At 72.0% G+C, this 24,382-nt stretch carries 22 protein-coding genes; 10 read left to right on the top strand and 12 right to left on the bottom strand.

The window, feature by feature from the left end:
- Nucleotides 1–57 precede the first annotated feature (57 nt).
- Nucleotides 58–1,515 (top strand): PucR family transcriptional regulator, encoded by a 1,458-nt coding sequence (locus ABD331_RS08750; RefSeq protein WP_344472396.1) that lies wholly within the window; start codon nt 58–60, stop codon nt 1,513–1,515.
- 1 nt (nt 1,516) lies between these two features.
- Here the strand turns inward: ABD331_RS08750 and ABD331_RS08745 are convergent, their stop codons facing one another.
- The 8 genes from ABD331_RS08745 to ABD331_RS08710 form a co-directional block, all read right to left on the bottom strand.
- The gene (locus tag ABD331_RS08745) at nt 1,517–4,246 is read right to left on the bottom strand and encodes a glycoside hydrolase family 38 N-terminal domain-containing protein (protein ID WP_344472394.1); all 2,730 of its coding nucleotides are present in this window, start codon (nt 4,244–4,246) and stop codon (nt 1,517–1,519) included.
- Nucleotides 4,243–5,322, bottom strand: a complete 1,080-nt coding sequence (locus ABD331_RS08740) for a Gfo/Idh/MocA family protein (protein WP_344472392.1) — start codon at nt 5,320–5,322, stop codon at nt 4,243–4,245. Before ABD331_RS08740 ends, ABD331_RS08745 begins: the two co-directional genes overlap by 4 nt.
- Entirely contained in the window at nt 5,319–6,212 is an 894-nt protein-coding gene (locus ABD331_RS08735) for a TIM barrel protein (RefSeq protein WP_344472390.1), read from the bottom strand. The genes ABD331_RS08740 and ABD331_RS08735 overlap by 4 nt, the downstream gene beginning before the upstream one ends.
- Nucleotides 6,203–7,423 (bottom strand): CehA/McbA family metallohydrolase, encoded by a 1,221-nt coding sequence (locus ABD331_RS08730; protein ID WP_344472388.1) that lies wholly within the window; start codon nt 7,421–7,423, stop codon nt 6,203–6,205. Before ABD331_RS08730 ends, ABD331_RS08735 begins: the two co-directional genes overlap by 10 nt.
- Nucleotides 7,420–8,484 carry an ABC transporter ATP-binding protein gene (locus ABD331_RS08725; RefSeq protein WP_344472386.1) on the bottom strand — a complete coding sequence of 355 codons (1,065 nt, stop codon included), beginning with the start codon at nt 8,482–8,484 and terminating at the stop codon, nt 7,420–7,422. Before ABD331_RS08725 ends, ABD331_RS08730 begins: the two co-directional genes overlap by 4 nt.
- Entirely contained in the window at nt 8,484–9,302 is an 819-nt protein-coding gene (locus tag ABD331_RS08720) for a carbohydrate ABC transporter permease (RefSeq protein WP_344472384.1), read from the bottom strand. The genes ABD331_RS08725 and ABD331_RS08720 overlap by 1 nt, the downstream gene beginning before the upstream one ends.
- Nucleotides 9,299–10,123 (bottom strand): carbohydrate ABC transporter permease, encoded by an 825-nt coding sequence (locus ABD331_RS08715; protein ID WP_344472382.1) that lies wholly within the window; start codon nt 10,121–10,123, stop codon nt 9,299–9,301. Before ABD331_RS08715 ends, ABD331_RS08720 begins: the two co-directional genes overlap by 4 nt.
- A 124-nt stretch (nt 10,124–10,247) precedes the next feature.
- Entirely contained in the window at nt 10,248–11,636 is a 1,389-nt protein-coding gene (locus tag ABD331_RS08710) for an extracellular solute-binding protein (protein ID WP_344472380.1), read from the bottom strand.
- A gap of 257 nt (nt 11,637–11,893) precedes the next feature.
- On the opposite strand from ABD331_RS08710, the gene iolC reads away from it, so the two are divergent.
- From iolC to ABD331_RS08685, 5 genes are all read left to right on the top strand, one after another.
- Nucleotides 11,894–12,838, top strand: a complete 945-nt coding sequence (iolC, locus tag ABD331_RS08705) for a 5-dehydro-2-deoxygluconokinase (RefSeq protein WP_425565967.1) — start codon at nt 11,894–11,896, stop codon at nt 12,836–12,838.
- Nucleotides 12,835–13,740 carry a Cgl0159 family (beta/alpha)8-fold protein gene (locus tag ABD331_RS08700; RefSeq protein WP_425565966.1) on the top strand — a complete coding sequence of 302 codons (906 nt, stop codon included), beginning with the start codon at nt 12,835–12,837 and terminating at the stop codon, nt 13,738–13,740. The genes iolC and ABD331_RS08700 overlap by 4 nt, the downstream gene beginning before the upstream one ends.
- Nucleotides 13,737–14,579, top strand: coding sequence for a 5-deoxy-glucuronate isomerase (gene iolB / locus ABD331_RS08695; RefSeq protein ID WP_344472376.1), 843 nt, complete (start codon nt 13,737–13,739; stop codon nt 14,577–14,579). The genes ABD331_RS08700 and iolB overlap by 4 nt, the downstream gene beginning before the upstream one ends.
- Nucleotides 14,579–16,423, top strand: coding sequence for a 3D-(3,5/4)-trihydroxycyclohexane-1,2-dione acylhydrolase (decyclizing) (gene iolD / locus ABD331_RS08690; protein ID WP_344472501.1), 1,845 nt, complete (start codon nt 14,579–14,581; stop codon nt 16,421–16,423). The genes iolB and iolD overlap by 1 nt, the downstream gene beginning before the upstream one ends.
- 212 nt (nt 16,424–16,635) lie before the next feature.
- A complete protein-coding gene (locus ABD331_RS08685; RefSeq protein ID WP_344472374.1) occupies nt 16,636–17,655 on the top strand; it encodes an AI-2E family transporter in 1,020 nt (339 codons plus the stop codon).
- A gap of 147 nt (nt 17,656–17,802) precedes the next feature.
- Here ABD331_RS08685 and ABD331_RS08680 read toward each other — a convergent pair whose 3' ends face one another.
- The gene (locus ABD331_RS08680; protein ID WP_344472372.1) at nt 17,803–18,285 is read right to left on the bottom strand and encodes a GNAT family N-acetyltransferase; all 483 of its coding nucleotides are present in this window, start codon (nt 18,283–18,285) and stop codon (nt 17,803–17,805) included.
- Nucleotides 18,286–18,304: 19 nt separating this feature from the next.
- Here ABD331_RS08680 and ABD331_RS08675 point away from each other — a divergent pair, with 19 nt between their 5' ends.
- Complete coding sequence (locus ABD331_RS08675; RefSeq protein ID WP_344472370.1) at nt 18,305–18,955, top strand: HAD family hydrolase; 651 nt, start codon at nt 18,305–18,307, stop codon at nt 18,953–18,955.
- A gap of 102 nt (nt 18,956–19,057) precedes the next feature.
- On the opposite strand, the gene ABD331_RS08670 is transcribed toward ABD331_RS08675, so the two are convergent.
- Nucleotides 19,058–19,582 carry a DivIVA domain-containing protein gene (locus tag ABD331_RS08670; RefSeq protein WP_344472368.1) on the bottom strand — a complete coding sequence of 175 codons (525 nt, stop codon included), beginning with the start codon at nt 19,580–19,582 and terminating at the stop codon, nt 19,058–19,060.
- Nucleotides 19,583–19,699: 117 nt separating this feature from the next.
- Here ABD331_RS08670 and ABD331_RS08665 point away from each other — a divergent pair, with 117 nt between their 5' ends.
- The gene (locus tag ABD331_RS08665; RefSeq protein ID WP_344472366.1) at nt 19,700–20,497 is read left to right on the top strand and encodes an ABC transporter ATP-binding protein; all 798 of its coding nucleotides are present in this window, start codon (nt 19,700–19,702) and stop codon (nt 20,495–20,497) included.
- On the top strand, nt 20,494–21,162 hold the full coding sequence (locus tag ABD331_RS08660) for a hypothetical protein (protein WP_344472364.1): 669 nt from the start codon (nt 20,494–20,496) through the stop codon (nt 21,160–21,162). The genes ABD331_RS08665 and ABD331_RS08660 overlap by 4 nt, the downstream gene beginning before the upstream one ends.
- A 52-nt stretch (nt 21,163–21,214) precedes the next feature.
- Here the strand turns inward: ABD331_RS08660 and rlmN are convergent, their stop codons facing one another.
- On the bottom strand, nt 21,215–22,315 hold the full coding sequence (rlmN, locus tag ABD331_RS08655; RefSeq protein ID WP_344472362.1) for a dual-specificity RNA methyltransferase RlmN: 1,101 nt from the start codon (nt 22,313–22,315) through the stop codon (nt 21,215–21,217).
- Nucleotides 22,316–22,439: 124 nt separating this feature from the next.
- Here rlmN and ABD331_RS08650 point away from each other — a divergent pair, with 124 nt between their 5' ends.
- Entirely contained in the window at nt 22,440–23,456 is a 1,017-nt protein-coding gene (locus ABD331_RS08650) for a suppressor of fused domain protein (RefSeq protein WP_344472360.1), read from the top strand.
- A gap of 71 nt (nt 23,457–23,527) precedes the next feature.
- On the opposite strand, the gene ABD331_RS08645 is transcribed toward ABD331_RS08650, so the two are convergent.
- Complete coding sequence (locus ABD331_RS08645; protein WP_344472358.1) at nt 23,528–24,367, bottom strand: phosphatidate cytidylyltransferase; 840 nt, start codon at nt 24,365–24,367, stop codon at nt 23,528–23,530.
- Between the last annotated feature and the right edge of the window lie 15 nt (nt 24,368–24,382).

The raw sequence follows: 24,382 nt of genomic DNA, 5'->3' as shown, positions 1-24,382 counted from the left end.
CGTCATGCCTCTGACCTGCGGCAATTGTGGGTGCTACGAAGTACTACGGTGTGTGTTGTGGCTGACCACAAACTCACCGTGGAGGATCTCCTCCGCTCCCCCGCGCTCCAGCTCCGCGTGCTCGCGGGCGAGGCGGGGTTGTCCCGCTCCGTCTCATGGGCGCACGTGAGCGAGCTGGACGACCCGACGCCGTGGCTGCTCGGCGCCGAGGTCATCATGACCACCGGTATCGGCGTGCCCCGCTCGGCCGCCAGGCAGCGCGCCTACCTGGAGCGGCTCGACGACGCGGGCGTCTCGGCGCTGGCCCTGTCGGCCCAGCTGCACGTGCCGCCGCTGCACCCGTCGTTCTTCGAGGCCGCCGAGGAGCGCGGCATGCCGGTGCTGGAGGTGCCGCTGGCGGTGCCGTTCATCGCGATCGCGCAGGAGGTCGCGGCGGCGCTGCAGGAGGACGCCAGCCACCGCCTCGGCGCCCAGCTCCAGGTGTTCGGGGCGCTGCGCTGGCTGGCCGCGGAAGACCTGGACACGGCCACGCTCTTCAAGCGCCTGGAGCGCCTGTCCGGCTACGACGTCTACCTGTCCACCCGCTCGGGCCGCCCCCTCCTGCCCGGCGTCCCCGTCCCCGCGCCGGCCGTGCTGCCCGCCGCGCCGGACGCGCCGCCCACGATCCCCGGCGGCTTCGTCCTGCCCGTCTCCGCCCCGGGCGGCCCGGCCGGCTACCTGGTGGCCTTCGAGCGCGAGGGCGCCAGCCCCGCCGGGCTGGCCGTGGTCCAGCACATCGCCACGGTGGCCGCGCTCCAGGTCGCGATGGCCAGGCACGAGCGCGAGACGCTGCGCAGGGAAGGCGCCGAGACGCTGGCCGAGCTGCTGCAGGACCTCCTCGACCCGCCGGCCGCCCGCCGCCGCCTGGCCCGCCTCGGCCTGTCCATGGACGCCGACACGGCGCTGCTCATCGTACGCGGCGTCCCCGACGACGCCCTGCGCCGCGCCCTGGACGACCTGCCCCACCTGATGCTGCGCCGCGGCGACGACCACTACCTCCTCGGCCCCTCCTCGCTCGGCCCCGCCGTCGCCGCCGTCCCGGGCGTCGCCGCCGGCATGAGCCGCCCCTTCCCGCCGGGAGAGCCGCTCCGGGTGGCCCAGCGGGAGGCCGCCTGGGCGGCCACGCACGCCGCCGAGTCCGGCCGGGCCCTCGTCCTGTACGGCGACGACACGACAGGCCGGTGGCTGCCCGAGGACCCGGCCACGCTGGCCGCGCTGGTGGACTACGTGCTGGGCAAGGTGCTGGCCTACGACGAGGCGCACCGGTCGCACCTGCTGGCCTCCGTGCGCACCTGGCTGGAGCACAACCGCCACGTGCGCGACGCCGCCGCCGCGCTGCACGTCCATCCCAACACCCTGGCCTACCGGCTGCGCAGGTTCAGCGAGCTGAGCGGCAGGGACCTCGAATCCAGCGCGGCCTTCGCCGAGGTCTGGCTGGCCATCCGCGCGGCCCGCCAGCTCGGTCTCAGCACCTGACTCAGTCCGAGAGCTGCACCGTCGCGATCTCCCAGCCGCCCAGCGGCAGCCGCAGCGTCCCGTCCGTCACGCCGAGCGGCTCCCCCGGGCGTCCCCGCAGGTCGGCCCGGCGTGCCCGGGTGAAGCGCCCGGCGATCACGGCCTCCGTGCCGGAGGAGGTGAGCGCCACGACCCGCAGCTCCCGCCACCCGTCACGCTCACGCAGCGAGGTCATCACCACCCCCTCACCGTCGACCGACAACCCCGCCTCCGGCGAGGGCAGCGGCAGGCTCCTGTCGCCGAGCCCCGGCACCACGAGCAGGTCGTGCCGGAAGGCCTCCGCCTGCGGCACCACCTCGTCCCATCCCTCCTGGTAGGGCATCAGCGCCAGGCTCACCGACCGCAGCCCGCGCGACTGCGCCGCGGGCGTGGGCAGTTGCGGCCCCGCCGGCTCGGGACGCGAGACGTTGCGGTTGCGGGACAGGTAGCCGACCGAGCGCAGCAGCGTGAGAGCCAGCTCCCCGTCCACCACCTCGTACTCCGTCACGTGCTCCAGCAGCGCCGCCACTCCCCCGGCGGCCACCCACGACGAGGCGGGGAAGGTCGGCAGCGGCGTCTCGCCGCAGCCGCCCTCCGCGGTGAGCCCGCGGGTGACGACGGCGAACTGCCCTTCGGCGTACGACCGCGCGGCGGGCCTGGGCAGCGGCACGTGCAGGCGCACCCGGTGATCGTCGCACCGGTTGTCGAACGTGATGCCCAGCCGGACGAACGGCTCCCCCGAGCGCAGCTCCACCCGGGTGGTGAGGACGATCTCCTCCATCCTGGCGCCGCGCGTCAGGGCGGGCACCTCGGGCGCGCCCTCAAGACCCTCGCCCGAGGCGGGCCACAGGTACGTGCGCCGCACGTCCACGACGGCGACCAGCGGCCCCGTGCAGACCAGCTCGAAATCGGCGTCCACCGGCTCCGACACGATCAGGTCGCTCAGCGGCGGCGCGTGGTTGTAGGTGTCGCCGACGTCGCCGCCGTCCACGATGCGGCCCGCGCCGGTGACGGTGGTGCCGTCCTGGCCGACGAGCGTGAGGCTGCCGTCGATCTCGATCGTGACGCGCAGCAGCCCGTTGTCCAGCACCATCGTGTCGCCGCGCACCGGCAGGGGCGCCGAGTCGGAGCTGAGCCAGCAGGACGGGTGGTGCAGGCCGGGCAGCCGCTCCACCTGGTCGCCGCCGTACACGCGCTCGCGCGGCGCGGGGCGCAGGCTGGTGTGGCCGAGCGGCGGGGCCTCGACGAGCGCGGCCACCGTGCGGCGCGGCTCGGCGAGGATGCGGACGCTGGTGATGCCCGCGGCGGCGGCGCGCAGCTCGTCCAGGTCGATGACGACGGAGGTGTGCCTGGCCACGGTGAAGGTGAGGGTGCCGTCCTCGACGGTGTAGCCGGTGATGTGCTGCCCGTACAGCTCGGTGCCGTGGATCAGGGTCAGGGCCGTGGCCAGGTCCATGTCCTCGTCGAGCAGCAGCGTGGCGGCGTACTCCAGCGGCTGCACGGGCACCGGCGCGCCCGACGCGTCCACCAGCGGGTCGGCGCCGGCCGTGTCCACGATGACGACGCCGTGCCGGGCGGCGGGGGTGGGGTTGACGACCAGCACGCCGTCGGACGGCACCGCCTCGGCCAGGCGGGCGGTCACCAGGTCGCGGACGGCCTGCCCGAGCTGCTCGGCCTCGGCGATGCGGGCGGCGACCTGCTGGGCGGTGTCGTCCACGCCGCAGCCGGTCACGGAGTCGTGGCCGCTGGCGTCCACGAGCCGCCACCAGGCCATGTCGAGGAAGCGGCCGGGCCACTCCGCGCCCCACAGCGCGGCCAGCGGCTCGGCGTAGCGCTCGACCATCCGCTCGGCGCGGCTCATGGCCTGCTTGACGTGGGGGCGGACGGAGATGACGCCGGGCAGGATGTTGGCGCGGGCGTGGGAGCGCAGCTCGCCGTGCACCCGCGGCAGCCCGGCCACGTCGCCGGAGTACGCGCCGAGGTATCCGGACAGGGTGTCCATGCGGGCGCCGATCTCGGCCACCATGCCGGGCAGCCCGCGCACGGGGGCCGAGTGGTCGGTGCCGTACATCGCCAGCAGCGGCCCGTCGGGGCCGTGCCACTCCCGCATCGTGCGGACGAAGCCCGCCGCCCGCTGTGCGAGCCCCTCGGCGTCGGAGAACAGGTGGGCGCCGTTGCCGTAGCCGCCCGCCGGCAGGTACTGCGTGCGCAGCGCCGTGCCGTCGGGCGCGACCCAGGCGAAGGCGTCCGTCGTGACGGCCTGCGGCACGCCCCGGTAGACGCACGCGTGCAGCAGCCCGGCCTTGCGCAGGATCTGCGGCATCTGCGCCGTGTGGCCGAACATGTCGGGCAGGTAGCCGACCGGCATGGCGCCGCCGAGCTTGTCCGACCTGGCCATGCCCAGCTCCAGGTTGCGGACGATGTTCTCGCCCGAGCAGAGGAACTCGTCGAGCAGGATCTGCCACGGCCCCACCGCCAGCCGCCCCGACTCCACCAGCGCCGCCACGCGGTCGCGGTTCTCGGGCCTGACCTCCAGGTAGTCGTCCACGCAGGCGAGCTGCCCGTCGAGGGTGAAGTGGTAGGCGGGCTCCCGCTCCATCGTGTCGAGCACCTCGTCGAGCAGCGCCACCAGGCGCAGCCGGAAGCGCTGGAAGGGTTCGTACCACTCCCTGTCCCAGTGCGTGTGCGGTACGACGACGATCTCCGTGCTCACGCTGCCTCGCCTCCCCATGGCAGATCATGCTGTTCGGCGTAGCGCGCCGCGATGCGCTGCGCCGTGACGATGTCCTCCAGCCCGCCGGCCGCGTCGGTGAGCGGCGGCTTGCCATCGTTCACGTAAGCATGGAAGGCGGCGAGTTGTACCTCGAACGCCTCGGTCACCTCACGCCAGTGCGTACGACTTTCGCCCCCGGACACCACGGTGAGCGTGGTCGGGGCGTTCATCAGGTAGGGCGAGGGGAAGACGAGCTCCAGCGAGCCCCGGTCGTGGTGGACGGCCACGGTCTCGCGGTAGGCGGGGTAGTCCTCCAGGTAGTGCCAGCGGATGGAGAAGCGGCCCCGTACGGGCAGCGTCCCGGAGATCTCGATGGAGCCGGGCGCGGGCCCCCACGTCTCGACGTGGGAGATCTCGGCCGGTGAGCCGGTGAAGCGCCGCAGGAGCGACAGATCGTGGCAGATGGAGCCCAGCGCCACCCCGTACAGGTGCCGCACCTGCTCAGGGGCCTGCGCGCCCAGCGCCCGCGACACCAGCTCGTCCTCCGCCGCGCGCAGCGAGGCGAGCAGCCCGGCGTCCACGTCCGCGGCCGGGGTCAGGTTCGCGAACGCGAGCTGCGACCGCGCGCTCGGGTGCAGCACGGTCACCTCGACCGCCCTGACCACCTCGGGGCCGCCCAACTCGGCCAGGAGCTCCTCGGCCCTGCGCACGGCCGGGTCGTACTGCTTCATGTAGCCGACCATCAGCCGCCCCTCGGGCAGCGCCGCCACCTCGGCCCTGGTCAGCGCGAGCGGCTTCTCGCACAGCACCGCGTACCCGGCGGACAGCGCCTGCCGCACGGTCTCGCCGTGGGAGCCGGACGCCAGCACCACGACGGCCTCGAACCCGCCCTCGGCCAGCATCTCCGCCACCGCCGTGTACCGCCGCGCCGCCCCCAGCCGGTCGCCCACGGCGTCGGCCAGCGTGCGCGACAGGTCGCAGACGGCGCTGACCTCGAACAGGTCCCGCCGCCTGGACAGCAACGGCACGTAGACCGCCTGCGTGACGGCCCCGCACCCGACAAGCGCGATTCTCAAAGCCCCAAGTCCTTCAGCTTCCGGCGGTTGGCCGCCTGGTCGGCGATGTTCTGGGCGACCGTGCGCCGCCCCGGCAGGGTGTCCTGCTCGATCACGATCCAGCCCGCGTAGCCGATCTCGTCCAGGGTGCGCACCACGGCGGGCAGGTCCAGCTCGCCCTCGCCGAGCGGGGCGAACCCGCCGCGGCCCATCAGCTCGCGCAGGTCCACGCCGTCGGCCAGGGCCTGGCGGAGTATGGCGGTGTCGCCGTCCTTGACGTGCACGTGCCCGACCCGGTCCGCCCAGGCGCGCAGCGCCGCGACCGGGTCGCCGCCGGCCAGCAGCAGGTGGCCCGTGTCGAGGCAGAGCTGCACGTCGGTCAGCTCCAGCAGCCGCTCGACGTCGTCGGGCGTCTCGACGTGGGTGCCGAGGTGGTGGTGGAAGGCGGGCTCGAACCCGCGCGCGCGGCACCGCTCGGTCGTGTCCTGGATGCGGGCGGCGAACGCGGGCCACTCGGCGGCCGGCAGCCCTGGAGCGGTCCCGCCGGGCCGCGCGAACCGTTCCGGCGTGCCGGGGCAGGCGATCGTGGGCCGCGGCGGGAGGTCGCCGGGAGGCGCGGCGGCGAACACGTCCAGCGCCGCGTCCAGCACCGGCAGCGCCTTGTCGTAGCCGTCCGCGTCGTGGAAGGGCAGGTCCACCCAGCCGCCGCAGAGCAGCAGCCCGGCCCCTGCCAGCCGGTCGGTCAGCTCGGAGCCGGTGCCCAGGTAGCCGATGGGGCCGGAGTCGATGCCCGCGTAGCCGGCCTCGGCCAGCGCGCGGACCATCTCGTCGGGGGTCAGCGGCGGCGGGCCGTCGCTCAGCTCGAACACGCCGAAGCTCACCGGGGCGTTGGCGACTTTCCTCACGCGCATAGGGCGATCACCTCGTTCTCGTAGGTCTCCAGCCGGTGTGGTCCGTCGATGGCGGGCAGCAGCGCGCGCTCGCCGCGGACCACCTGCCGCGTGCCGTCCGGGCGTACCAGGACGAGGCCGTCGGCGTCCAGGGCGAGCAGCTCGTCGCCCAGCCTGAGCAGCAGCGGCCCGTCAGGGCCGGTGGACACGGCGGTGCGGCCCGCGCGCACGCCCTCCAGCACGGCGTGCGCGCCCACCCGCCCCGCGTGAGCGCCCGACGGCTCCGCGCCGGTGTTCTCAGCCAGCACCCAGGTCGTGGGCGAGCCTGGCAGGCCGTCGGAGCCGGGCGTGTGGAAGTCGCTGCCGCCGATCGCGATCACGTCGTCGCGCCAGGCGTCGGCCCAGGCCAGCGGGGCGCCCCAGCGGCGGTCCCACCAGCCGGAGCTCCACACCTCGGCCACGCGCGGCCGGCGGCTGATCGGCAGCAGCCAGGCGCAGTCGCCGCCGAGCGGGTGGTTGATCGAGATCAGCCCGCCCGCGCGCTCGGCGTGCTCCACCCAGGAGTCGGCGGGCTCGCGGAAGTCCACCCAGCCGACCTCGCCGAACACGTTCGCGTGGCCCCGGTCGGTGGTGACCTCCTGGCCGGGGATGAGCGTGACGCCCCGGTCGATCCTGGCCAGCCGGGGGTGGTGGCTGGTCGTGTTGTGGTCGGTGACGGCCAGGAAGTCGAGCCCGCGCCCGCGGGCCAGCTCGGCCAGCTCGGCGATGGTGAGGGTGCCGTCGCTGTGGACGGTGTGGGCGTGGAAGTCGCCCGCGTACCAGCGCAGGCCGCCCACGTCCGGGATGTCGCGGCGCGGCGGCCGTTCGCCGTGCGGCGGCTCCTCGGCCACCGGCTCGGGCGGCGCGGCCCGCTCGAAGGAGATGTCCAGCGTGTAGTCCAGGCCCTGCGGCGGGATGCGGTGCAGCCGCAGCCACACGTTCCAGGTGCCGGGCTCGGGCTCGCCGGGCAGGTAGCCGGGCGTGGCCCAGTCGCGGGTGATCGTGTACGTGTCGCGCGCCCCGCCCGACCAGCCGCGGAAGCCGCCGGGGGCGCCGCACCCCAGGTCGATCACGCCTTGCGACCTGTCGTAGGAGAGCTTCACGTGCACCGCGGCCGTCCCCGGCGGCACCTCGAACGGCACCTCGCGCAGGATCCGCGCCAGCCGGTCGTCCAGCGACCAGTGCCCCCTCACACGAGCTCTCCGTTCCGGTAGACCAGCGCCCGGTCACGCCGGGGCAGCGCGTAGCCGTCGTCGCCCACCGCGGGCTCGCTGCCCTCGGGCACCACGACCTGCACGGTCACGTCGTTGACGTCGAGGGTCACCAGGTGGGAGGCGCCCAGGTTCTCCACGATGGCCACCTGCCCGCCGAACGCGCCCTCCGCGGGCCCGGCCGAGTAGGCCAGGTATTCGGGCCGTACGCCGTACACGATCTCCTCCCCATCGGACAGCGGTCCGCCGGCGGAGGCGGGAACCGCGATCTTGCACCCTGCCACCTCCAGCGTGTCACCTCGCACGGCGCCGTCCAGCAGATTCATCGGGGTGGAGCCGATGAACCCGGCCACGAAGGTGTTGGCAGGCCGCTGGAAGACCTCGGCCGGAGTGCCGATCTGCCGGATGTGCCCGGCCTCCATGACCGCCATCCGGTCGGCCATCGCCAGCGCCTCGGCCTGGTCGTGGGTGACGAAGACGGTGGTGACCCCCAGCTCGCGCTGGAGTTTCTTGAGGAACGTGCGGGCCTCCAGCCGCAGCCGGGCGTCCAGGTTGGACAGCGGCTCGTCGAACAGGTACGCCTGCGCCTGCGTGGCCATCACCCTGGCCAGCGCGACCCGCTGCTGCTGCCCGCCGGAGAGCTGCCCGGGCCGCCGGTCCATGAGGTGGTCGAGCCCGAGCCGGGCCCCCACCTCGGCGGCCTTGTCGCGGCGCGCGCCCTTGGCGACCTTCTTGATGCGCAGCGGGTAGGCGATGTTGTCCGTGACGTCCATGTGCGGGAACAGCGCGTAGTCCTGGAACACCATGGCCACGTCCCGGCCGCCCGGCTGCACGCCCGTCACCTCGCGCCCGCCGATGACCACGGCGCCGCCGGTGGCGGTCTCCAGGCCGGCGATCGTGCGCAGCAGCGTGGTCTTGCCGCAGCCGGAGGGCCCGAGCAGGGCGAAGAACTCGCCGTCGGGGATGGCCAGGTCGAGCGCGTCGAGCGCTTTCACCCCGCCGGGGTAGACCTTGGTCAGCCCGCGTAGTTCGATGGCGGCCATTAACGCTTGATCCCTCCGTGGAAGCGGAAGCCGTACTTCTTGCTGACGAACAGGTACATGAGCACCACCGGGATGGAGTAGAGCAGCCCGAACGTGGACAACATGCTGAGGTTGGCCTGCCCGCCCTCGGTGTAGAGCGTGTACGTGATCACCGCCGCCGGTTGCTTCTCCACATCGCTCAGCAGCAGGTACGGCATCAGGAAGTTCCCCCACACGTTGGCCACGGCCCACACCGCGATGGTCGCCAGCCCCGGCCGCACCAGGGGGACCACCACGTGGCGCACGATCTGCAGCGGCGTGGCGCCGAAGACGCGGGCCGACTCCTCGTACGACTTGGGCGTGGCATCCATGAAGTCCTTCAGCATGAAGATCGCCGCGGGCAGCAGGCCGCCGGTCAGGATGAGGATCAGCCCGAGCTGCGAGTCGATGAGGTTCAGCTCCACCGCGAGCTGGAACAGCGGCACCATGGCCGCCGTGCCGGTGATGATCGACGACAGCAGCAGCAGCGCGTACAGCAGGGCGTCGCGGCCGGGCAGCCGCACCCGGCTGAGCGCGTAGGCGGCCAGCGCGGAGAAGAGCACGACCAGCAGGGCGGTGCCGACCGACAGCACGACCGAGTTCCACAACGACGGCAGCGCGTACGGGTGCTCCACGACCGCCAGGAAGTTGTCCCAGGTGAAGTCGGGCACCGACACCTCGTAGGTGGGGTCGGTGGTGAAGGGCGCGGTCACCAGCCACAGCAGCGGGATCGTGAAGAACGCCAGCAGCACGGCGATCAGCGTGCAGAACCCGATCCGGCCCAGGACGAACCGCGTCATTTCTTGCTCCGCAACAGCCGCAGGTAGAACACCGCGACGACCAGGTTGATCAGCAGGATGATCGTGGAGACGGCGGCGCCGTAACCCAGCTCGCCGCCCTGCAGCGCCACCTTGTACACGTGCACGGCCAGGATCTCCGACTTGCCGTCGGGGCCGCCGGCGGTGAGCAGGAAGGGGGTGAAGTCGTTGAACGTCCACAGGCTGATCAGCAGCAGATTCGTCAGGATGTGCCCTCTGATGTGCGGGAACACGACGTCCCTGAGTTGCTGCCAGCCGGAGGCGCCGGCCAGGCGGGCGCTCTCCAGGTGCGAGGGCGGCACGTTGCCGAGCGCAGCGCCGTACAACATCATCGAGAACGCGGTGCCGCGCCAGGTGTTGAACACGATGATCGACAACATCGGATGGTCCAGCAGCCAGGCGGTGCCGGGGATGCCCAGCAGCGCGTTGAGCGTGCCGCCGTCGCGGTCGAGCAGCGCCACCCACAGGAACGACACGATGGCGCTGGGCAGGATCCAGGCCAGGATGACCAGGCCCTCGACCACCCGCTTGAGCGGGCCGCGCCGGTCGCGCAGCAGCCACGCGATGGTGAAGCCGAGCCCGACCTGCCCGATGACGGCCGAGCCCAGCACGAACTGCGTGGTCAGCCAGGTGGAGCTCCAGAACGTCGGGTTCGCGACCGCGTCGAGGAGGTTGCCGGGGCCGACGAACTGCGGCTCGGCGGCGGCGATCCCCGTCAGGCGGTAGTTCGTCAGGCCGAGGTAGAGCACCCAGAGCGCGGGGAAGACGAGGAAGGCGGCGATCAGCAGCAGGGCGGGGGCCATGAAGACCCCTGCCCGCGCCTTGCCCAGGCCCGCCGCGTCCGAGCTGTAGCGGGAGGGCTCCTTCGTGCCGCGGCCTGTCTCAGAGGCCTCAGAGGCCTCAGAGGCCTCAGGGGTCTCTGGAGCCTCAGGAGGCGATGTTGCCCGCGCCACCGACGATTCCCTCAAGCTTCTTCTGGTAGTCGGCCGCGGCCTGGTCCGGAGCCGTGCCGCCGGCGACCGCGGCGGTGGCCTCCTGCAGCGCCACCGACACCTGCGGGTAGAGCGCGACCGGCGGCCGGTAGGCCGTCACCGGCAGCACCTTCTCCGAGATGAACGTCAGCAGCGGCTCGCCCGCCAGGATCTCCTTGTTGACGTCCGTGCGCGGGGTGATGCGGACGTTGCCGTCCTTGGTCTCCTCCTTCAGCGCCTCCGGGGAGAGCGTGAAGGCCAGCAGCTCGAACGCCTCCTTCGGGTGCTTGCTGTTGGGGTTCACCGTGCGCAGGGCGCCACCGGACATGCTGACGAAGTCCTGGCCACGGATGCCCTTGCCGGGCTCGATGGCGGGGATCATGGCGTACCCGACGGTCTGGTCGCGGTCAGCCATCTTGGCCACGCCCGTCTTGGGGTTGACCACGCCGCGCCAGAAGTAGTCGCCCTCCATCAGGATGCCGATCTTTCCCTCGGCGAACTGCTGGAACGACTTGTCGCGGCCCTTGGCCTCCTGCTGGAGCTTCGGATCGCCGAGGCCGCCGCCGTAGATCTTCTGGTACAGGCCGAGCGCGTCCTTCATCGGCTGGGAGGCGCCGGACCACTTGCCGTCCTGCTGCACCTCGCCGCCCGCACCCGCGAGCAGCGGCAGCACGCCCTGCATGGAGGTGGCCTCGCCCATCGCGGTGCCGGCGTTGATCTGGATGGGGACGGGCACGCCGGAGGACTTGAGCTTGGCGCCCGCGTCGAGGATCTCCTGCCAGCTCCTGGGCTGCCAGTCGGCCGGCAGCCCGGCCTTGGTGAACAGGCTCTTGTTGAAGTAGAGCACGCGGCCGTCGGTGCCGACCGGCAGGGCGTACTTCTTGCCGTTGAACTCGGCCATGGCCTGCACGGCCTCGGGGATCTGGGCCCAGCCGTCCCAGCTGTCGGCCTCCGCCCCGACCAGCTCGGACAGCGGCTTGATGTAGCCGGCCTCGGCGAACTCGCCGGCCCAGATGCCGTCGATGTCGATCACGTCCGCGCCCTTGCCTGACTTGAGGTCGAGGGAGAGCTTGGTTTTGTACTGCTCGTCGTCGACACCGCTGGGAACGAACTTGACCGTGACGTCCTTCCCCTTCGCCTTCTGCGCCGCCTCGAACTTGGGGATCACCCAGTCGGCGATGTACTTCGCCGCGGCGGCGTTCTTGCCGCCGGCGATGGCGTTCTGGGCGATCGTCAGCTCGATGGTGTCGCCGCCTCCGCCGGAGGACTGGCCGCAGGCGGCGAGCCCCAGACCGGCGGCGGCGATGACCGCGACCACACCCATCGACCGTTTCCGCAATGCCATGCAAACCCTCCGACGTAGTCCTAAGGGAGGAGGCCATGGGCCAATATGTCATGACATTCATATGACGTAAAGACCTGGCCGTAATTCGAGGACATGCCCGCATGCTGCGCCGATGCCGGCGCGGGGGCGATCTTCACTACCCGGGATGCCGGGTAGTGAACAACCGTGGACTCTGGCGGGACGTGATCCGCAACATAGCGGACATCCGAATGTCATGACAATATGCCATAGTGACGAAGTGAGCTCCGTCCCTGGAGGTGCTGTTGTACGACCTGATCACGATCGGCCGCTCCGGCGTCGACGTCTATCCGCTGCAGACCGGGGTCGGCCTGGCCGACGTCGAGACCTTCGGCAAGTTCCTCGGTGGCAGCCCCACCAACGTCGCCGTCGCCGCGTCCCGCCACGGGCTGCGCTCCGCGGTGATCACCGGCGTGGGGGCCGACCCGTTCGGCGACTACGTGCGCCGGGCGATCCGCGGCTTCGGCGTGGACGACGCCTTCGTGACCACCGTCGAGGGCCGGCCCACGCCCGTCACGTTCTGCGAGATCTTCCCTCCCGACCACTTCCCGATCTACTTCTACCGCGGCGAGCACCCGCCCGACCTGCAGATCACCCCGTCGGTGCTCGACCTGGACGCGATCGCGGCAGCCGGGCTGTTCTGGTTCTCGCTGACCGGGCTGAGCCAGGAGCCGAGCGCCGCCACCCATGCCGCAGCCCTGTCGGCGCGCACGTCCGGGTGGACGGTGTTCGACCTCGACTACCGCTCGGTGCTGTGGGAGTCGCGCGGGGCGGCCCACGAGGCGGCGCGCGGGATGCTGCCGCGCGCGAACGTGGCCGTGGGCAACCTGGAGGAGGTCGAGGTCGCGGTCGGCGTCCGCGATCCGGAGGCCGCCGCGCAGGCCCTGCTCGACGCCGGCGTACGGCTCGCGATCGTGAAAATGGGCCCAGAAGGGGTTTTCGCGCGTACCTCCGAGGAGAGCGCTTGGGTGGAGCCCATGGAGGTGAAGGTGATCAACGGGATCGGCGCGGGAGACGCGTTCGGCGGCGCGCTCTGCCTCGGCCTGCTGCGCGGCTGGCCGCTGGAGCGCACGCTCCGCTTCGCCAACGCGGCGGGCGCGTACGTGGCCGCCCGCCTGGCCTGCGCCGACGCGATGCCGTCCACCTCAGAGGTGGAAGACCTGCTGAACGGGGCGCGCTCTTGAGCGACATCGCGTTGTCCCGGTCGGCCGACTACGGGCGGCTCACCCGCATCCGCGCCACCCAGCCGGAGGAGATCGCCGCGTCCGCGGCCCGCCGTCAGCGCCGCGGCCTGCCGGGTGAGGGCGAGCGGCTGCTGATCATCGCCGCCGACCATCCGGCGCGCGGCGCACTCGGCGTGCGTGACCGGCCCTTCGCCATGGCCAGCCGCGTCGACCTGCTCGACCGCCTGCGGCTGGCGCTGTCCAGGCCCGGCGTGGACGGCATCCTGGCCTCCCCCGACGTCCTGGAGGACCTGCTGCTGCTGGGCGCCCTGGAGGGCAAGCTGGCCTTCGGCTCCATGAACCGCGGCGGGCTGCAGGGCTCGGTCTTCGAGGCGGACGACCGTTTCACCGGCTTCGACGCCGCCGCCATCGACACCATGCGGCTCGACGGCGGCAAGATGCTCTGCCGCATCGACCCGTCCGACCACGCCACCGTGACGACGCTGGAGTCCTGCGCCCGCGCGGTCACCGAGCTGGCCCGGCGGCGGCTGGTGGCCATGGTGGAGCCGTTCTGGTCGCTGCGCTCGGAGTCGGGCGCCCTGCGCAACGACCTGTCGCCCGACGCGGTGATCCGCGCGATCAGCGTCGCCCAGGCGCTCGGCGTCACCTCGGCCTACACCTGGCTGAAGATCCCTGCCGTGGCGGAGATGGAGCGGGTGATGGCCGCGACCACGCTGCCCGCCCTGCTCCTGGGAGGCGACCCGCCCGACATCGACGCCGCCTACGCCGACTGGCACCGCGCGCTGAGCCTGCCCGGCGTGCGCGGCCTCGTCGTCGGCCGCGCCCTGCTCTACCCTCCCGACGACGACGTGGCGACCGCGGTGGACGGCGCCGCCGCACTGGTACGAGAGGCCCGCACATGACTCACCTTCCGTACGGCAAGACCGCCAGCGGCCCCTGGTCGGTCGAGATCACCCCTTCGGCGGCCGGCTGGACCTACTCGGGGCTGCGCGTGGCGGACCTGACGGACGCCCCGCTGTCCTTCGACACGGGCGAGGAGGAGATGCTCGTCCTCCCCCTGGCAGGCTCGTGCACGGTCTCCATCCCGGGCGACACGTTCGTGCTGACCGGCCGCTCCTCGGTGTTCGACAGCCCCTCCGACTTCGCCTATATCCCGATATCTACGCAGGTGACGGTCGAGGGGGCGGGCCGCATCGCGTTCCCCTCCGCCCGCGCCACCCAGGCGCTCCCCCCGCGCTACGTGGCCGCCACCGAGGTGAGCGTCGAGATCAGGGGCGCAGGCCAGGCCACCCGCCAGGTCAACAACTTCTGCTCCCCCGACGCCTTCGGCGGCTGCCACAAGCTCATGGCCGTCGAGGTGCTCACGCCCGGCGGCAACTGGTCCTCCTATCCCCCGCACAAGCACGACACCCCGGGCGAGGGCGAGGCGGTCCTGGAGGAGATCTACTACTTCGAGGTGGCCGACCAGGGCATGGGCTACCAGCGCGTCTACTCCTCGGAGCGCGGCCACGTCGACACCCTCGCCGAGGTCTCCTCCGGCGACGTGGTGCTCGTCCCCTACGGCTACCACGGCCCCTCCATGGCCGCGCCCGGCTACGACCTGTACTACCTGAACGTCCTGGCAGGCCCCGCGGAGCAACGTTCGATGGCGTTCTGCGACGACCCTCGCCACGCCTGGATCCGCTCCTCCTGGGACGCCCAGCCCATCGACCCCAGACTGCCGTTCGGGAGGACTTCGTGATCCGTTTGACCGTCGCACAGGCGGTCGTGCGCTTCCTGGCCCGCCAGTGGAGCGAGCGCGACGGGGCGGAACGCCGGTTCTTCGGCGGCTGCGCCGGCATCTTCGGCCACGGCAACGTGGCCGGCCTGGGCCAGGCCCTCGCCACCTCCACCGAGGACCTGCCCTACCGCCTGAGCCGCAACGAGCAGGCCATGGTGCACACCGCCGCCGCCTACGCCCGCGCCGCCAACCGCCTGTCCACGCTGGCCTGCACCACCTCGATCGGCCCCGGCGCCACGAACATGATCACCGGCGCGGCCGGCGCGACCATCAACCGCCTGCCCGTGCTGCTGCTGCCCGGCGACATCTTCTCCACCCGCGCCGCCGGCCCGGTGCTCCAGGAGCTGGAGGACCAGCGCTCCTACGACATCTCCGTCAACGACTGCTTCAAGCCCGTCTCCCGCTACTGGGACCGCGTCAACCGCCCCGAGCAGCTCCCCAGCGCGCTGCTGGCCGCCATGCGGGTGCTCACCGACCCGGCCGAGACCGGCGCGGTGACGCTGGCGCTGCCGCAGGACGTGCAGGCGGAGGCGTTCGACTGGCCGGACGAGCTGTTCGCCCGCCGCGTCTGGCACATCCCCAGGCCCCGCCCCGAACGCGCGGCCCTGGCCCGCGCCGCCGAGCTGATCAGGTCGGCGGCCCGCCCCCTCATCGTGGCGGGCGGCGGCACGATCTACAGCGAGGCCACCGCCCGGCTCCAGGCGTTCGCCGAGGCGTGCGGCATCCCGGTCGCCGAGACGCAGGCGGGCAAGGGCGCACTCCCGTACGGTCACCCGCTCGCGCTCGGCGCCATCGGCGCCACCGGCACCACCGCCGCCAACACGCTGGCCCGCGAGGCCGACCTGATCATCGGCGTCGGCACCCGCTACAGCGACTTCACCACCGCCTCCCGCACGATCTTCGCGCCGGACGCCGCGTTCCTGAACCTCAACATCACCGGCTTCGACGCCGCCAAGCTCTCCGGCCTGCAACTCGTCGCCGACGCCCGCGAAGGCCTCACCGACCTGGCCGAAGCCTGCGCGGGCCACGGCACGCCCGCCGCCTACCGCGAGCGCGCCGCCGAGCTGACCAGGGCCTGGGACACCGCCGTGGACGCCGCCTACGCGCTCGAAGGCACGCCGATCCCGCAGGCCGCCGTCATCGGGGCCGTCAACGCGGCGGCGGGCGACGACGGCGTGGTGGTGTGCGCGGCCGGATCGATGCCCGGCGACCTGCACAAACTCTGGCGGCCCAGCGGCCCCGGCAGCTACCACGTCGAGTACGGCTACTCCTGCATGGGCTACGAGATCGCCGGCGGGCTGGGGGTGAAGCTGGCCGCCCCCGAGCGCGAGGTGTTCGTGCTGGTGGGCGACGGCTCGTACCTGATGATGGCGCAGGAGCTGGTCACCGCCGTCTCCGAAGGCGTCAAGCTGGTCGTGGTCCTGGTGGACAACTCCGGCTTCGCCTCCATCGGCCGCCTGTCGCAGAGCGTCGGCGCCGAACGGCTCGGCACCTCCTACCAGCGCCGCGACGGCGGGCCCCTGCCTGTCGACCTGGCCGCCAACGCCGCCAGCCTGGGGGCCACGGTGCTGCGGCCCGAGACGGTCGCGGACCTGCGCAAGGCGCTCGACACCGCTCGGGCGGGCGACTCCACCACGGTGATCTACGTGCGTACGGATCGGATGGCCGATGACGTGCCGTCCTCGGAGGCCTGGTGGGACGTGCCGGTGGCTGAGGTGGCCACCACCAGTGCCACTTATGCGGCGCGGGGGACGTACGAGGCGAACAAGCGCTCGCAACGCCCCCACCTCACCCCACCCACCTGACCCCCAGTCCCTCCACCCCCAGCCCGCCCGACACCAGTCCGTCCAACACCAGGCCACCTGACGCCACCCACCTTGACCCCAGCCCGCCCGACACCAGCCCACCTGACAACCACCCGCTCGCCCCATCCCGTCCGGCCCTTCCCTCCTGGCCCCAGCCCGGCCGGCTGATCAGGGTTGCCCGTGATCGCCTGGGGGAACGCCTCTGACCAGGCATGATCGGGGGGAACGGGATGGGGCCGTGGCGGCTGCTGGGGTGGTTCGCGGTCATCGCGGTGGCCTTCTTCTGCCTCTACCACGTGCGGACAGTGGCCATCTCGATCATCATCGGCGTCTTCCTGACCGCACTGCTGCTCCCTCCGGCCCGCTGGCTGCGCAGACGCGGGCTGGGCAGGGCCGCCGCCACCACGATCGTCTTCGCCGGCGGCCTGGTGCTGGCAGGCGCGCTGATCGCGCTGGTGGTCCCGCCGACGGTGGCCAGCGTGTCGGAGCTGCGGGCCAGCGTCGGCAAGGTCCTCGACGACCTGCACGTGCTCACGTCCCACCTGGGGCTGAACGACCAGCAGCTCGTCGCGCAGGCCAGGGAGTACCTGTCCACGCAGGGCCGCCAGATCACCACGGGGGCGCTGGCCGGGGTCAGGACCGTGGGCGAGATCGTGGTCGGCGCCGTCCTGGCGGTCATCCTGTCGGTGTACTTCGTGCACGCCGGCGACCGGCTCTTCCGCTGGCTGGTCGAGCTCCTGCCGGCCGGGATGCGGGCCCGCGTGGCCGAGACCGGTGACCTGATCTTCTCGGTGATCGGCCGCTACATCCACGGGGTCGCGATCGTGGGGCTGGTGGACGCGTTCTTCATCGGGATCTCACTGTGGATCCTGGGCGTGCCGGTGGCGCTGCCGCTGGCGGTGCTGACGTTCGTGGGGGCGTTCCTGCCGGTGGTGGGGGCGTTCTTCGCGGGGTTGCTGGCGGCCGTGGTGGCGCTCGTGGCCAAGGGGTGGCTGGTGGCGTTGATCGTGGTGGCGGTGACCGTGGCGGTGCAGCAGATCGAGGGTCATGTGCTGGCGCCCCAGATCTACGGCAAGGCGCTCGACCTGCCGGGGGCGGTCATCCTGGTGGCGATCACGGTGGGCAGCGTGATCGCGGGGATCACCGGCGCGTTCCTGGCCGCCCCGGTCACCTCCGTCATCGTCGCCCTGCTCCGCCACCCCCGCTCCACCGAACCCGCCCACTCCACCTGAGCCCGCTCACCTCACACCCTCGCCTGCCCACTCCACCTGAGCCCGCTCACCTCACACCCTCGCCTGCCCACTCCCGCCTTCGCCCGCTCACGTCGGCGCTGCGACGGCAACCCCGCCTCGCTCCCCGCCGTGCCCGACCGTGTTCTCCTACAGGAGAAGTTCGAGCTCCAGCTCGTGCCTGATCGGAATGCCGTCGGCCTCGGCCGGGATGCCCGGCTTGATGGCGCGCACCCGATCCATGGCGTTCCTGTGCAGGGCGACGAGATCGAACCCGTAGCGCTGGTAGAACCGCAGAGCGTGCGTGTTGTCGTTCGTGGTGATCAGCCAGAGCCGCACGGCGCCCCGCTCGACGGCGACCGCCCGCACCGCGTCGAGCAACGCCCGCCCCACCCCCTTGCCGGGCATCACCGCGTCGAGCGAGGCGATCTCCACCGCGCCCTCGTCCTCCAGGTACGTGACGAGCCCGGCCACCTCCCCGTCGAGTTCGGCGACGAAGCCGGGCAGCTCCGTCACGTCCACCTGCTTGCCGCCGCCCAGGATCATCAGCGTGGTGCCGCCCCAGCTCCCGGTGATGACGCGGGTGACCACCGGAAGATCATCGGGCCCGATATCGCGGACGGAAATGCTCATGACCGTCATTATGGGATCCATGCGATGGGTTACGTTCGACTGTTTCGGGACTCTGGTCGACTGGCGGCACGGCATCGGCACCAGCGCCGAACTGATCGCGCCGGGGCAGGGGGCGCGGCTGCTGGAGGCGTACAACCGGCACGAGCACCTCGTCCAGGCCGAGTCGCCCACGATGCGCTACCGCCACGTGCTGGCCGAGACGCTGCGCAGGGCGTGCGAGGAGGAGAAGGTGGACCTCGGCGCGGACGACGCCGACGTGCTGGCCACGACGCTGCCGTACTGGCCGGTGTTCCCCGACGTGCGGGCCGAGTTGACGGCGCTGCGCGAGGCGGGGTGGCGGCTGGCGCTGCTGACCAACTGCGACCGCGACCTCATCGCCGGGACGCGGCGGCGGCTGCCGGTGCCGTTCGAGGCGGTGGTGACGGCCGAGGACGCGGGGGCGTACAAACCGGCGGACGCGCACTTCGAGCTGTTCAGGAGCTCCTACGAGCCGGAGGTGTGGGTGCACGTGGCCCAGAGCTACTTCCACGACATGGAGCCCGCGCACCGGCTGGGGCTGCGTCGCGTGTGGATCAACCGGCACGGCCTGCGGCCGTCCGACCCGTCGATCGTCCCGCACACCCAGCCCGACCTGCGCGGCCTGCTCGCCGCAGTCGAAGCCACCGCCTAGAGCGCGTGCCGCTCACCGCAGTCGGGCAACCCCCTCAAGCGCGAGCTGCTCACCCTCAGCAACCGCTCGGAGCACGGGTCGCTCGCTGAGGTCGGATGCCGCCTACAGCGCCCGCTGCTCCAGGACGTCGGCGATGCCCGCGAGGAACGCGTCCACGTCCGCGATCAGATACCCGGCCCTGAACATCACGGTCGAGAACTTCGCGTCGCGCACCTCCTTGGCCTTGAGCGGGTAGTCGGTCGTGCCGCGCAACGTGGCCACGATCCGGTCGAGGAACGCGTCGATCTCGTCCTCGTTGTAACCGGTGCCCATGCGGCCGGGACGGAAGGCCACCCGCTCGACCCGTGCGGCCTGCGTCTCGAACCACTGCTCGCGCAGCATCTCGCCGGTGGGCTCGGCCATGGCCAGGCGGATGGGCCGCTTGGCCTGGGCCTCCAGCGCCACCACGAACGCCTCGAGCGCGAAGTCGACGGCGGTCTCCTGGTAGCCGCCGCGCTTGGCGCGGAACGTGGCCGTGCGGACCTCGTCGGCGGTGACGGGCTCCAACAGGTGAGAGCCTCTGCCGAGGGTCGACTCGATCCGCCCGATCAGGGCGTCAACCTCGACGGGGTCATAGCCTGAACGCATACCCATGACGCGCGGAAAGCGGTTCAAGCTCACTCCTCTTGAGTTTCGTGCTGGGGGTCCCTCCATTGTCGGACCTTTACGCCGAGCCTGCGACATGACATATACCGTTACGGGATCATGCGCCTGTCCAAGGTTTCCTTCCGGTACCGAAGACGTGATCCTCTCGTCATCGAAGACGCCGACGCCCAGCTCGCCCCTGGCGACGTGATCGAGCTGATCGGCGTGAACGGAGCGGGCAAGTCCACACTGCTCCGGCTGCTGGCCGGCCTCGCCAGGCCGACCACGGGCACGATCGCGGACCGGCCGCCGGTGGTCGGCTTCGCGCCCGACCGGTTCCCGGCCGCCCAGCCGTTCACGGTCACGGCGTACCTGCGGCACATGTCCCGCGTACGCGGCGGCGCCCGCTGGGAGCCGTGGACCGAACGCCTCAACATGGGGCACCTGCTCGCCACGCCGCTCGGCGACCTGTCCAAGGGCAGCGCGCACAAGGTGGGGCTGGCCCAGGCGCTGATGGCCGATCCCGGCCTGCTCATCCTGGACGAGCCGTTCGCCGGCCTCGACGCCGACACCCGCGAGGCGCTGCCCGCGATCGCGACCGAGGTGGCGGGGCGGGGCGGCATCGTCATCGCCAGCGATCACCAGGGCGGCCTGCGGGGGCTGCCCGGGCTGCGTCACTGGTCGATGGTGGACGGTCACCTCAAGGAGAGCACGGTGGCGCCGTCGCCGGTCACCCCGGCGCAGGCCACCGTGGCCGTGACGTTACCGGCCGGGGAGCTGCCCCGCTTCCTGGCCAGGATGCGCGAGGAGGGCTTCCGAGCCCGCGAGATCCCGCCACAGACCGACGAGTCCTCGCCCCAGACCCGCGAGACCGGCGCCGCCGTTCAGGCCGCTCGTGAGACCGAGGAGACCGCATGATCGCCCTGGCCGCCTACCGCCTGGCCGCCTACGTGCGCTCCCACCGCGTGTACCAGGCGCTGCTGCTCACCCTCGCCCTGCTGGCCATCGTCCACGGCAGCCGCGCGCCGAAGGGCGCCGAGGCCACCGTGCTGGTGGACGGCGCCGTGCTCCTCGTGCCCGTCCTCGCCTGGGCCGCCAGGAGCCTGCTCGACACCGAGCCGGACCGGCAGCGCGAGATGTCGGCCATCCAGGTCGGCGGGCGGGGCAGGGAGGTGGCGGCGGGGCTGCTGGCGGCGTTCACGGCGTGCGCGGTTTTCGCGGCGCTCGGCCTGGGCTGGGCTCTGCTGGCCGGCGTCTCCGGCTCGCCCACGTCCGGCCTGCTGCTGGTGGCGCTCGTCCTGTACGTGCTCTCCGCCCTGGCCGGCACCGCCCTCGGCGCTCTCACCAGCCGCGCCGTCCTGCCGTCGCCGGCCATCTCGATCATGAGCCTGCTGCTGGGTTTCCTGGCGATGCTGCTGCTCAGCTCGACGTCGTTGTACTGGCTGACGGTGCCGCTCATCTCGTGGATGAAGGCCGCCAACACCGGCGACCTGCTCGGCCGCTTCCCGGAGCTGGCCGCGATCTCGCTGGCGTGGTGTCTGCTCGGCCTGGCGGCGTACGGCTGGCTCCGCCGCCGCTCATGACCCACGCCAGACCATTCCAGCAGCCCCGACGCGCTCGTACCCCTGCCTGGCGTTACTCGGCGGCGGCGAGCTGCCCGCAGGCGCCGTCGATCTCGCGCCCGCGCGTGTCCCGCACCGTCACCGGCACGCCGTGGAACTCCAGCCGCCGCACGAACGCCCGCTCATCCTCCGGCCGCGAGGCCGTCCACTTGGACCCGGGCGTCGGGTTGAGCGGGATCAGGTTCACGTGCACGAGCTTGTTCTTGACCAGCTTGCCGAGCAGGTCGGCCCGCCACTCGTGGTCGTTGATGTCCTTGATCAGCGCGTACTCGATGGACACGCGCCGCTTGGTCCGGGCAGCGTACGCCCAGGCGGCGTCGAGCACCTCGGCGACCTTCCAGCGCGTGTTGATCGGCACCAGCGTGTCGCGCAGCTCGTCGTCAGGCGCGTGCAGCGACAGCGCCAGCGTGACGGGCAGCCCCTCGTCGGCGAGCTTGTTGATGGCGGGCACCAGCCCCACGGTGGAGACGGTGACGCCGCGTGCGGAGATGCCGAGCCCGTTCGGGGCGGGCTCGACCAGGCGGCGCACCGCCCCGATGACCTGCTTGTAGTTGGCGAGCGGCTCGCCCATGCCCATGAACACGACGTTGCTGACCCGCCCGGGCCCGCCGGGCACCTCGCCGGCGGCCAGCGCGCGGGCGCCTGCCACGACCTGCTCGACGATCTCGGCGGTGGACATGTTCCTGGTCAGCCCGGCCTGGCCGGTGGCGCAGAACGGGCAGTTCATGCCGCAGCCGGCCTGCGAGGACACGCACATGGTGACGCGGTCGGGGTAGCGCATGAGCACCGACTCCACCAGCGCCCCGTCGAACAGCTTCCACAGCGTCTTGCGGGTGGTGCCGCCGTCGGTGGTCTGCTCCTTGACCGGCGTGAGCAGGGTGGGCAGCAGCGCCGACAGCTTGTCCCTGGCCGCCGCGGGCAGGTCGGTCATCGCCTGCACGTCGGTGGTGAGGCGTTCGAAGTAGTGGCGGGAGAGCTGGTCGGCGCGGAAGGCCTTCTCACCCAGCTCCGTCACGGCGGCCCGCCGGTCGGCCATCGACAGGTCGGCCAGGTGCCGTGCGGGCTTGGCCCGCCGCGGCGCGACGAAGGTGAGCTGACCTGGAGGCTGGGACACTGTGCTGCCTTTGCTTAGCTTGAGGGGTTTGCGACCAGGGTAATCAACGTTCGGATCGGAGGTGGCATTCCTGGTCTCACTACGGCTCGCGTCTTGGTCTCCGCCCGATCTACAGTCATCTCGTATGGCGATTTTTCGGTCGGCATCTGGCGAGGGTGGCACCGAGGTCGTGCTCGCCGCCGGCAACCCGTACGGGAGCCGGACGCTCGTGGTCGAGCGGGACGAGGACTCCTCGGTAGCTTACCTGTGCTCACCGGACGGCACGGTCCACGGAGCCGTCTGGCTGGCCAACCATCGCCCCGCTCCCGCCGTCGTCGACCTGGCCCGCATCAACGCGGGCCTGCCGCCGCTCATGCCGAGGGCGAACACGCTGCACCCCGACGGCCGCCGGCCGCTCGGGCAGCTCAGCCCGCTGTGGTTCGAGGAGGGCGACGGCGTCGCGCTGTACGAGGACGACGAACTGCTCGCGGTCATCCCCGGCTGGGCCGACATGAGCAGGGGCATGCCCGGGTACGCGCGGGACGCCGTGGGCGAGTCGCCGTTCGCCTGGGCGCTGTCGGAGGCGCTCGAAGGGCTGCGTCCCCGGATCTCGAACGCCAGGTCCTACTGGCGGTGGCGGCACGGCGAGGGGTCGTGGCCGTCGTTCCAGCAGTTCGTGATGGGCCACCTCGACCGGGTGCTGGGCCCGGCGGGCCGCTACTGGGACGCCAGCGGCGAGCGGCTGCCGACGGTCGGCATCACCGAGCGTCCGCCGCACGGGGAGCGCGGCTTCACGGTGCTGTCCACGGTGGGGATGAGCTGCCAGCGCATGCCGACGGTGGAGCAGTGGATCGACAAGCCGGGCGCGTACGCCAGGATCGAGCTGGCCGTGGCCACCCGCGACGACCCGAAGGACGCGGCGCTGCTGCTGGTGTGGCTGTCGCAGTATCCGTGGCACTCGGTCACCTGGCTGGGCCACGGGCACACGGCGAAGTGGTATCACGAGCCTTCGACGTTCCCGCTGGGGCCGCAGTACTCGGGGGTCCTCATGCAGGCCAACCCGGCCCACATGCCCGACATGTCAGGGTTCGCGTTCGGCGGCGAGATCGTCCGGTGGCTCTGGCTCTCACCCGTCACCACACAGGCCCTCCAGACCCACTGAGACCCCAAGACACGCAGCCCCGCAGACCAGCCAGGTCAGCCAGACCAGCCAGGTCAGCCAGGTCAGCCAGGTCAGAAGAACAGGATCATCAGCAGCCAGACCGGCACCAGCGTCGTCACCAGCGAGTCCAGCCGGTCCATCAGCCCGCCGTGTCCCGGCAGGATCGTCCCCATGTCCTTGATGCCGAGATCCCGCTTGATCATCGACTCGATCAGGTCGCCCACGGTGGCCAGCAGCGCCGCCAGCGCCCCGATCAGCGCGCCCTGCCAGAACTGGCCGTCCAGCAGCCACATCACCAGCCAGGCCCCGACCCCCGTGCACGCGACGACCGACCCCGCCAGCCCCTCCCAGGTCTTCTTCGGGCTGATCACCGTGAGCTGGTGCCTGCCGAACAGCACACCCGCGACATAACCGCCGATGTCGCTCGCCACGGTCACCGCGATGAAGATCAGCACGCGGTGGTTGCCGTCGTCCGGATGCAGCATCAGCGCCACGAACGCGCTCAGCATCGCCGGGTAGAACAGCGTGAACACCGACGCCGACGCGTCACGGACGTAACCGGCCGTCCCGTCGCTGAACATCCGCCAGATCAGCAGCACGAACGCGAAGATCGCGAACGTGGCCAGCAGCCACTCGGGCCCGCCCCAGTACGCCCCCACCTGCATCGCCACCAGGCCCGCGAGCACGGGGACGGCGGGCACCTTGATGTCACGGGTGGCGAAGGCCTTGACCAGCTCCAGCACGCCGACGCCGACGGCGCCCGCGACCACGACGAGGAACAGCTCCTTGATCGTGTACACGGTGCCGATGACCAGCCCGGCCAGGACCAGGCCGACCGCGATCGCGGCGGGCAGGTTCCTTCCGGTACGGCTGCCGCCGCTCGAGCTGGTGCCAGCCGTACGTTCTTCCACAGACTTCTCCAAGAG

It is taken from the genome of Nonomuraea monospora (assembly GCF_039531895.1).
Lineage (GTDB): Bacteria > Actinomycetota > Actinomycetes > Streptosporangiales > Streptosporangiaceae > Nonomuraea > Nonomuraea monospora.
The sequence above is the reverse complement of the archived record's forward strand: the minus strand, read 5'-3'. Positions and strand labels throughout refer to the sequence as shown.

Coding starts and splice junctions, on each gene's coding strand:
- ABD331_RS08735 (WP_344472390.1), bottom strand. CDS start 6,212: ATGCGCGTGAGGAAAGTCGCCAACGCCCCGGTGAGCTTCGGCGTGTTC.
- ABD331_RS08725 (WP_344472386.1), bottom strand. CDS start 8,484: ATGGCCGCCATCGAACTACGCGGGCTGACCAAGGTCTACCCCGGCGGG.
- ABD331_RS08720 (WP_344472384.1), bottom strand. CDS start 9,302: ATGACGCGGTTCGTCCTGGGCCGGATCGGGTTCTGCACGCTGATCGCC.
- ABD331_RS08715 (WP_344472382.1), bottom strand. CDS start 10,123: ATGGCCCCCGCCCTGCTGCTGATCGCCGCCTTCCTCGTCTTCCCCGCG.
- ABD331_RS08710 (WP_344472380.1), bottom strand. CDS start 11,636: ATGGCATTGCGGAAACGGTCGATGGGTGTGGTCGCGGTCATCGCCGCC.
- iolB (WP_344472376.1), top strand. CDS start 13,737: ATGACTCACCTTCCGTACGGCAAGACCGCCAGCGGCCCCTGGTCGGTC.
- ABD331_RS08685 (WP_344472374.1), top strand. CDS start 16,636: ATGATCGGGGGGAACGGGATGGGGCCGTGGCGGCTGCTGGGGTGGTTC.
- ABD331_RS08680 (WP_344472372.1), bottom strand. CDS start 18,285: ATGAGCATTTCCGTCCGCGATATCGGGCCCGATGATCTTCCGGTGGTC.
- ABD331_RS08675 (WP_344472370.1), top strand. CDS start 18,305: ATGCGATGGGTTACGTTCGACTGTTTCGGGACTCTGGTCGACTGGCGG.
- ABD331_RS08670 (WP_344472368.1), bottom strand. CDS start 19,582: ATGCGTTCAGGCTATGACCCCGTCGAGGTTGACGCCCTGATCGGGCGG.
- ABD331_RS08665 (WP_344472366.1), top strand. CDS start 19,700: ATGCGCCTGTCCAAGGTTTCCTTCCGGTACCGAAGACGTGATCCTCTC.
- ABD331_RS08660 (WP_344472364.1), top strand. CDS start 20,494: ATGATCGCCCTGGCCGCCTACCGCCTGGCCGCCTACGTGCGCTCCCAC.
- ABD331_RS08650 (WP_344472360.1), top strand. CDS start 22,440: ATGGCGATTTTTCGGTCGGCATCTGGCGAGGGTGGCACCGAGGTCGTG.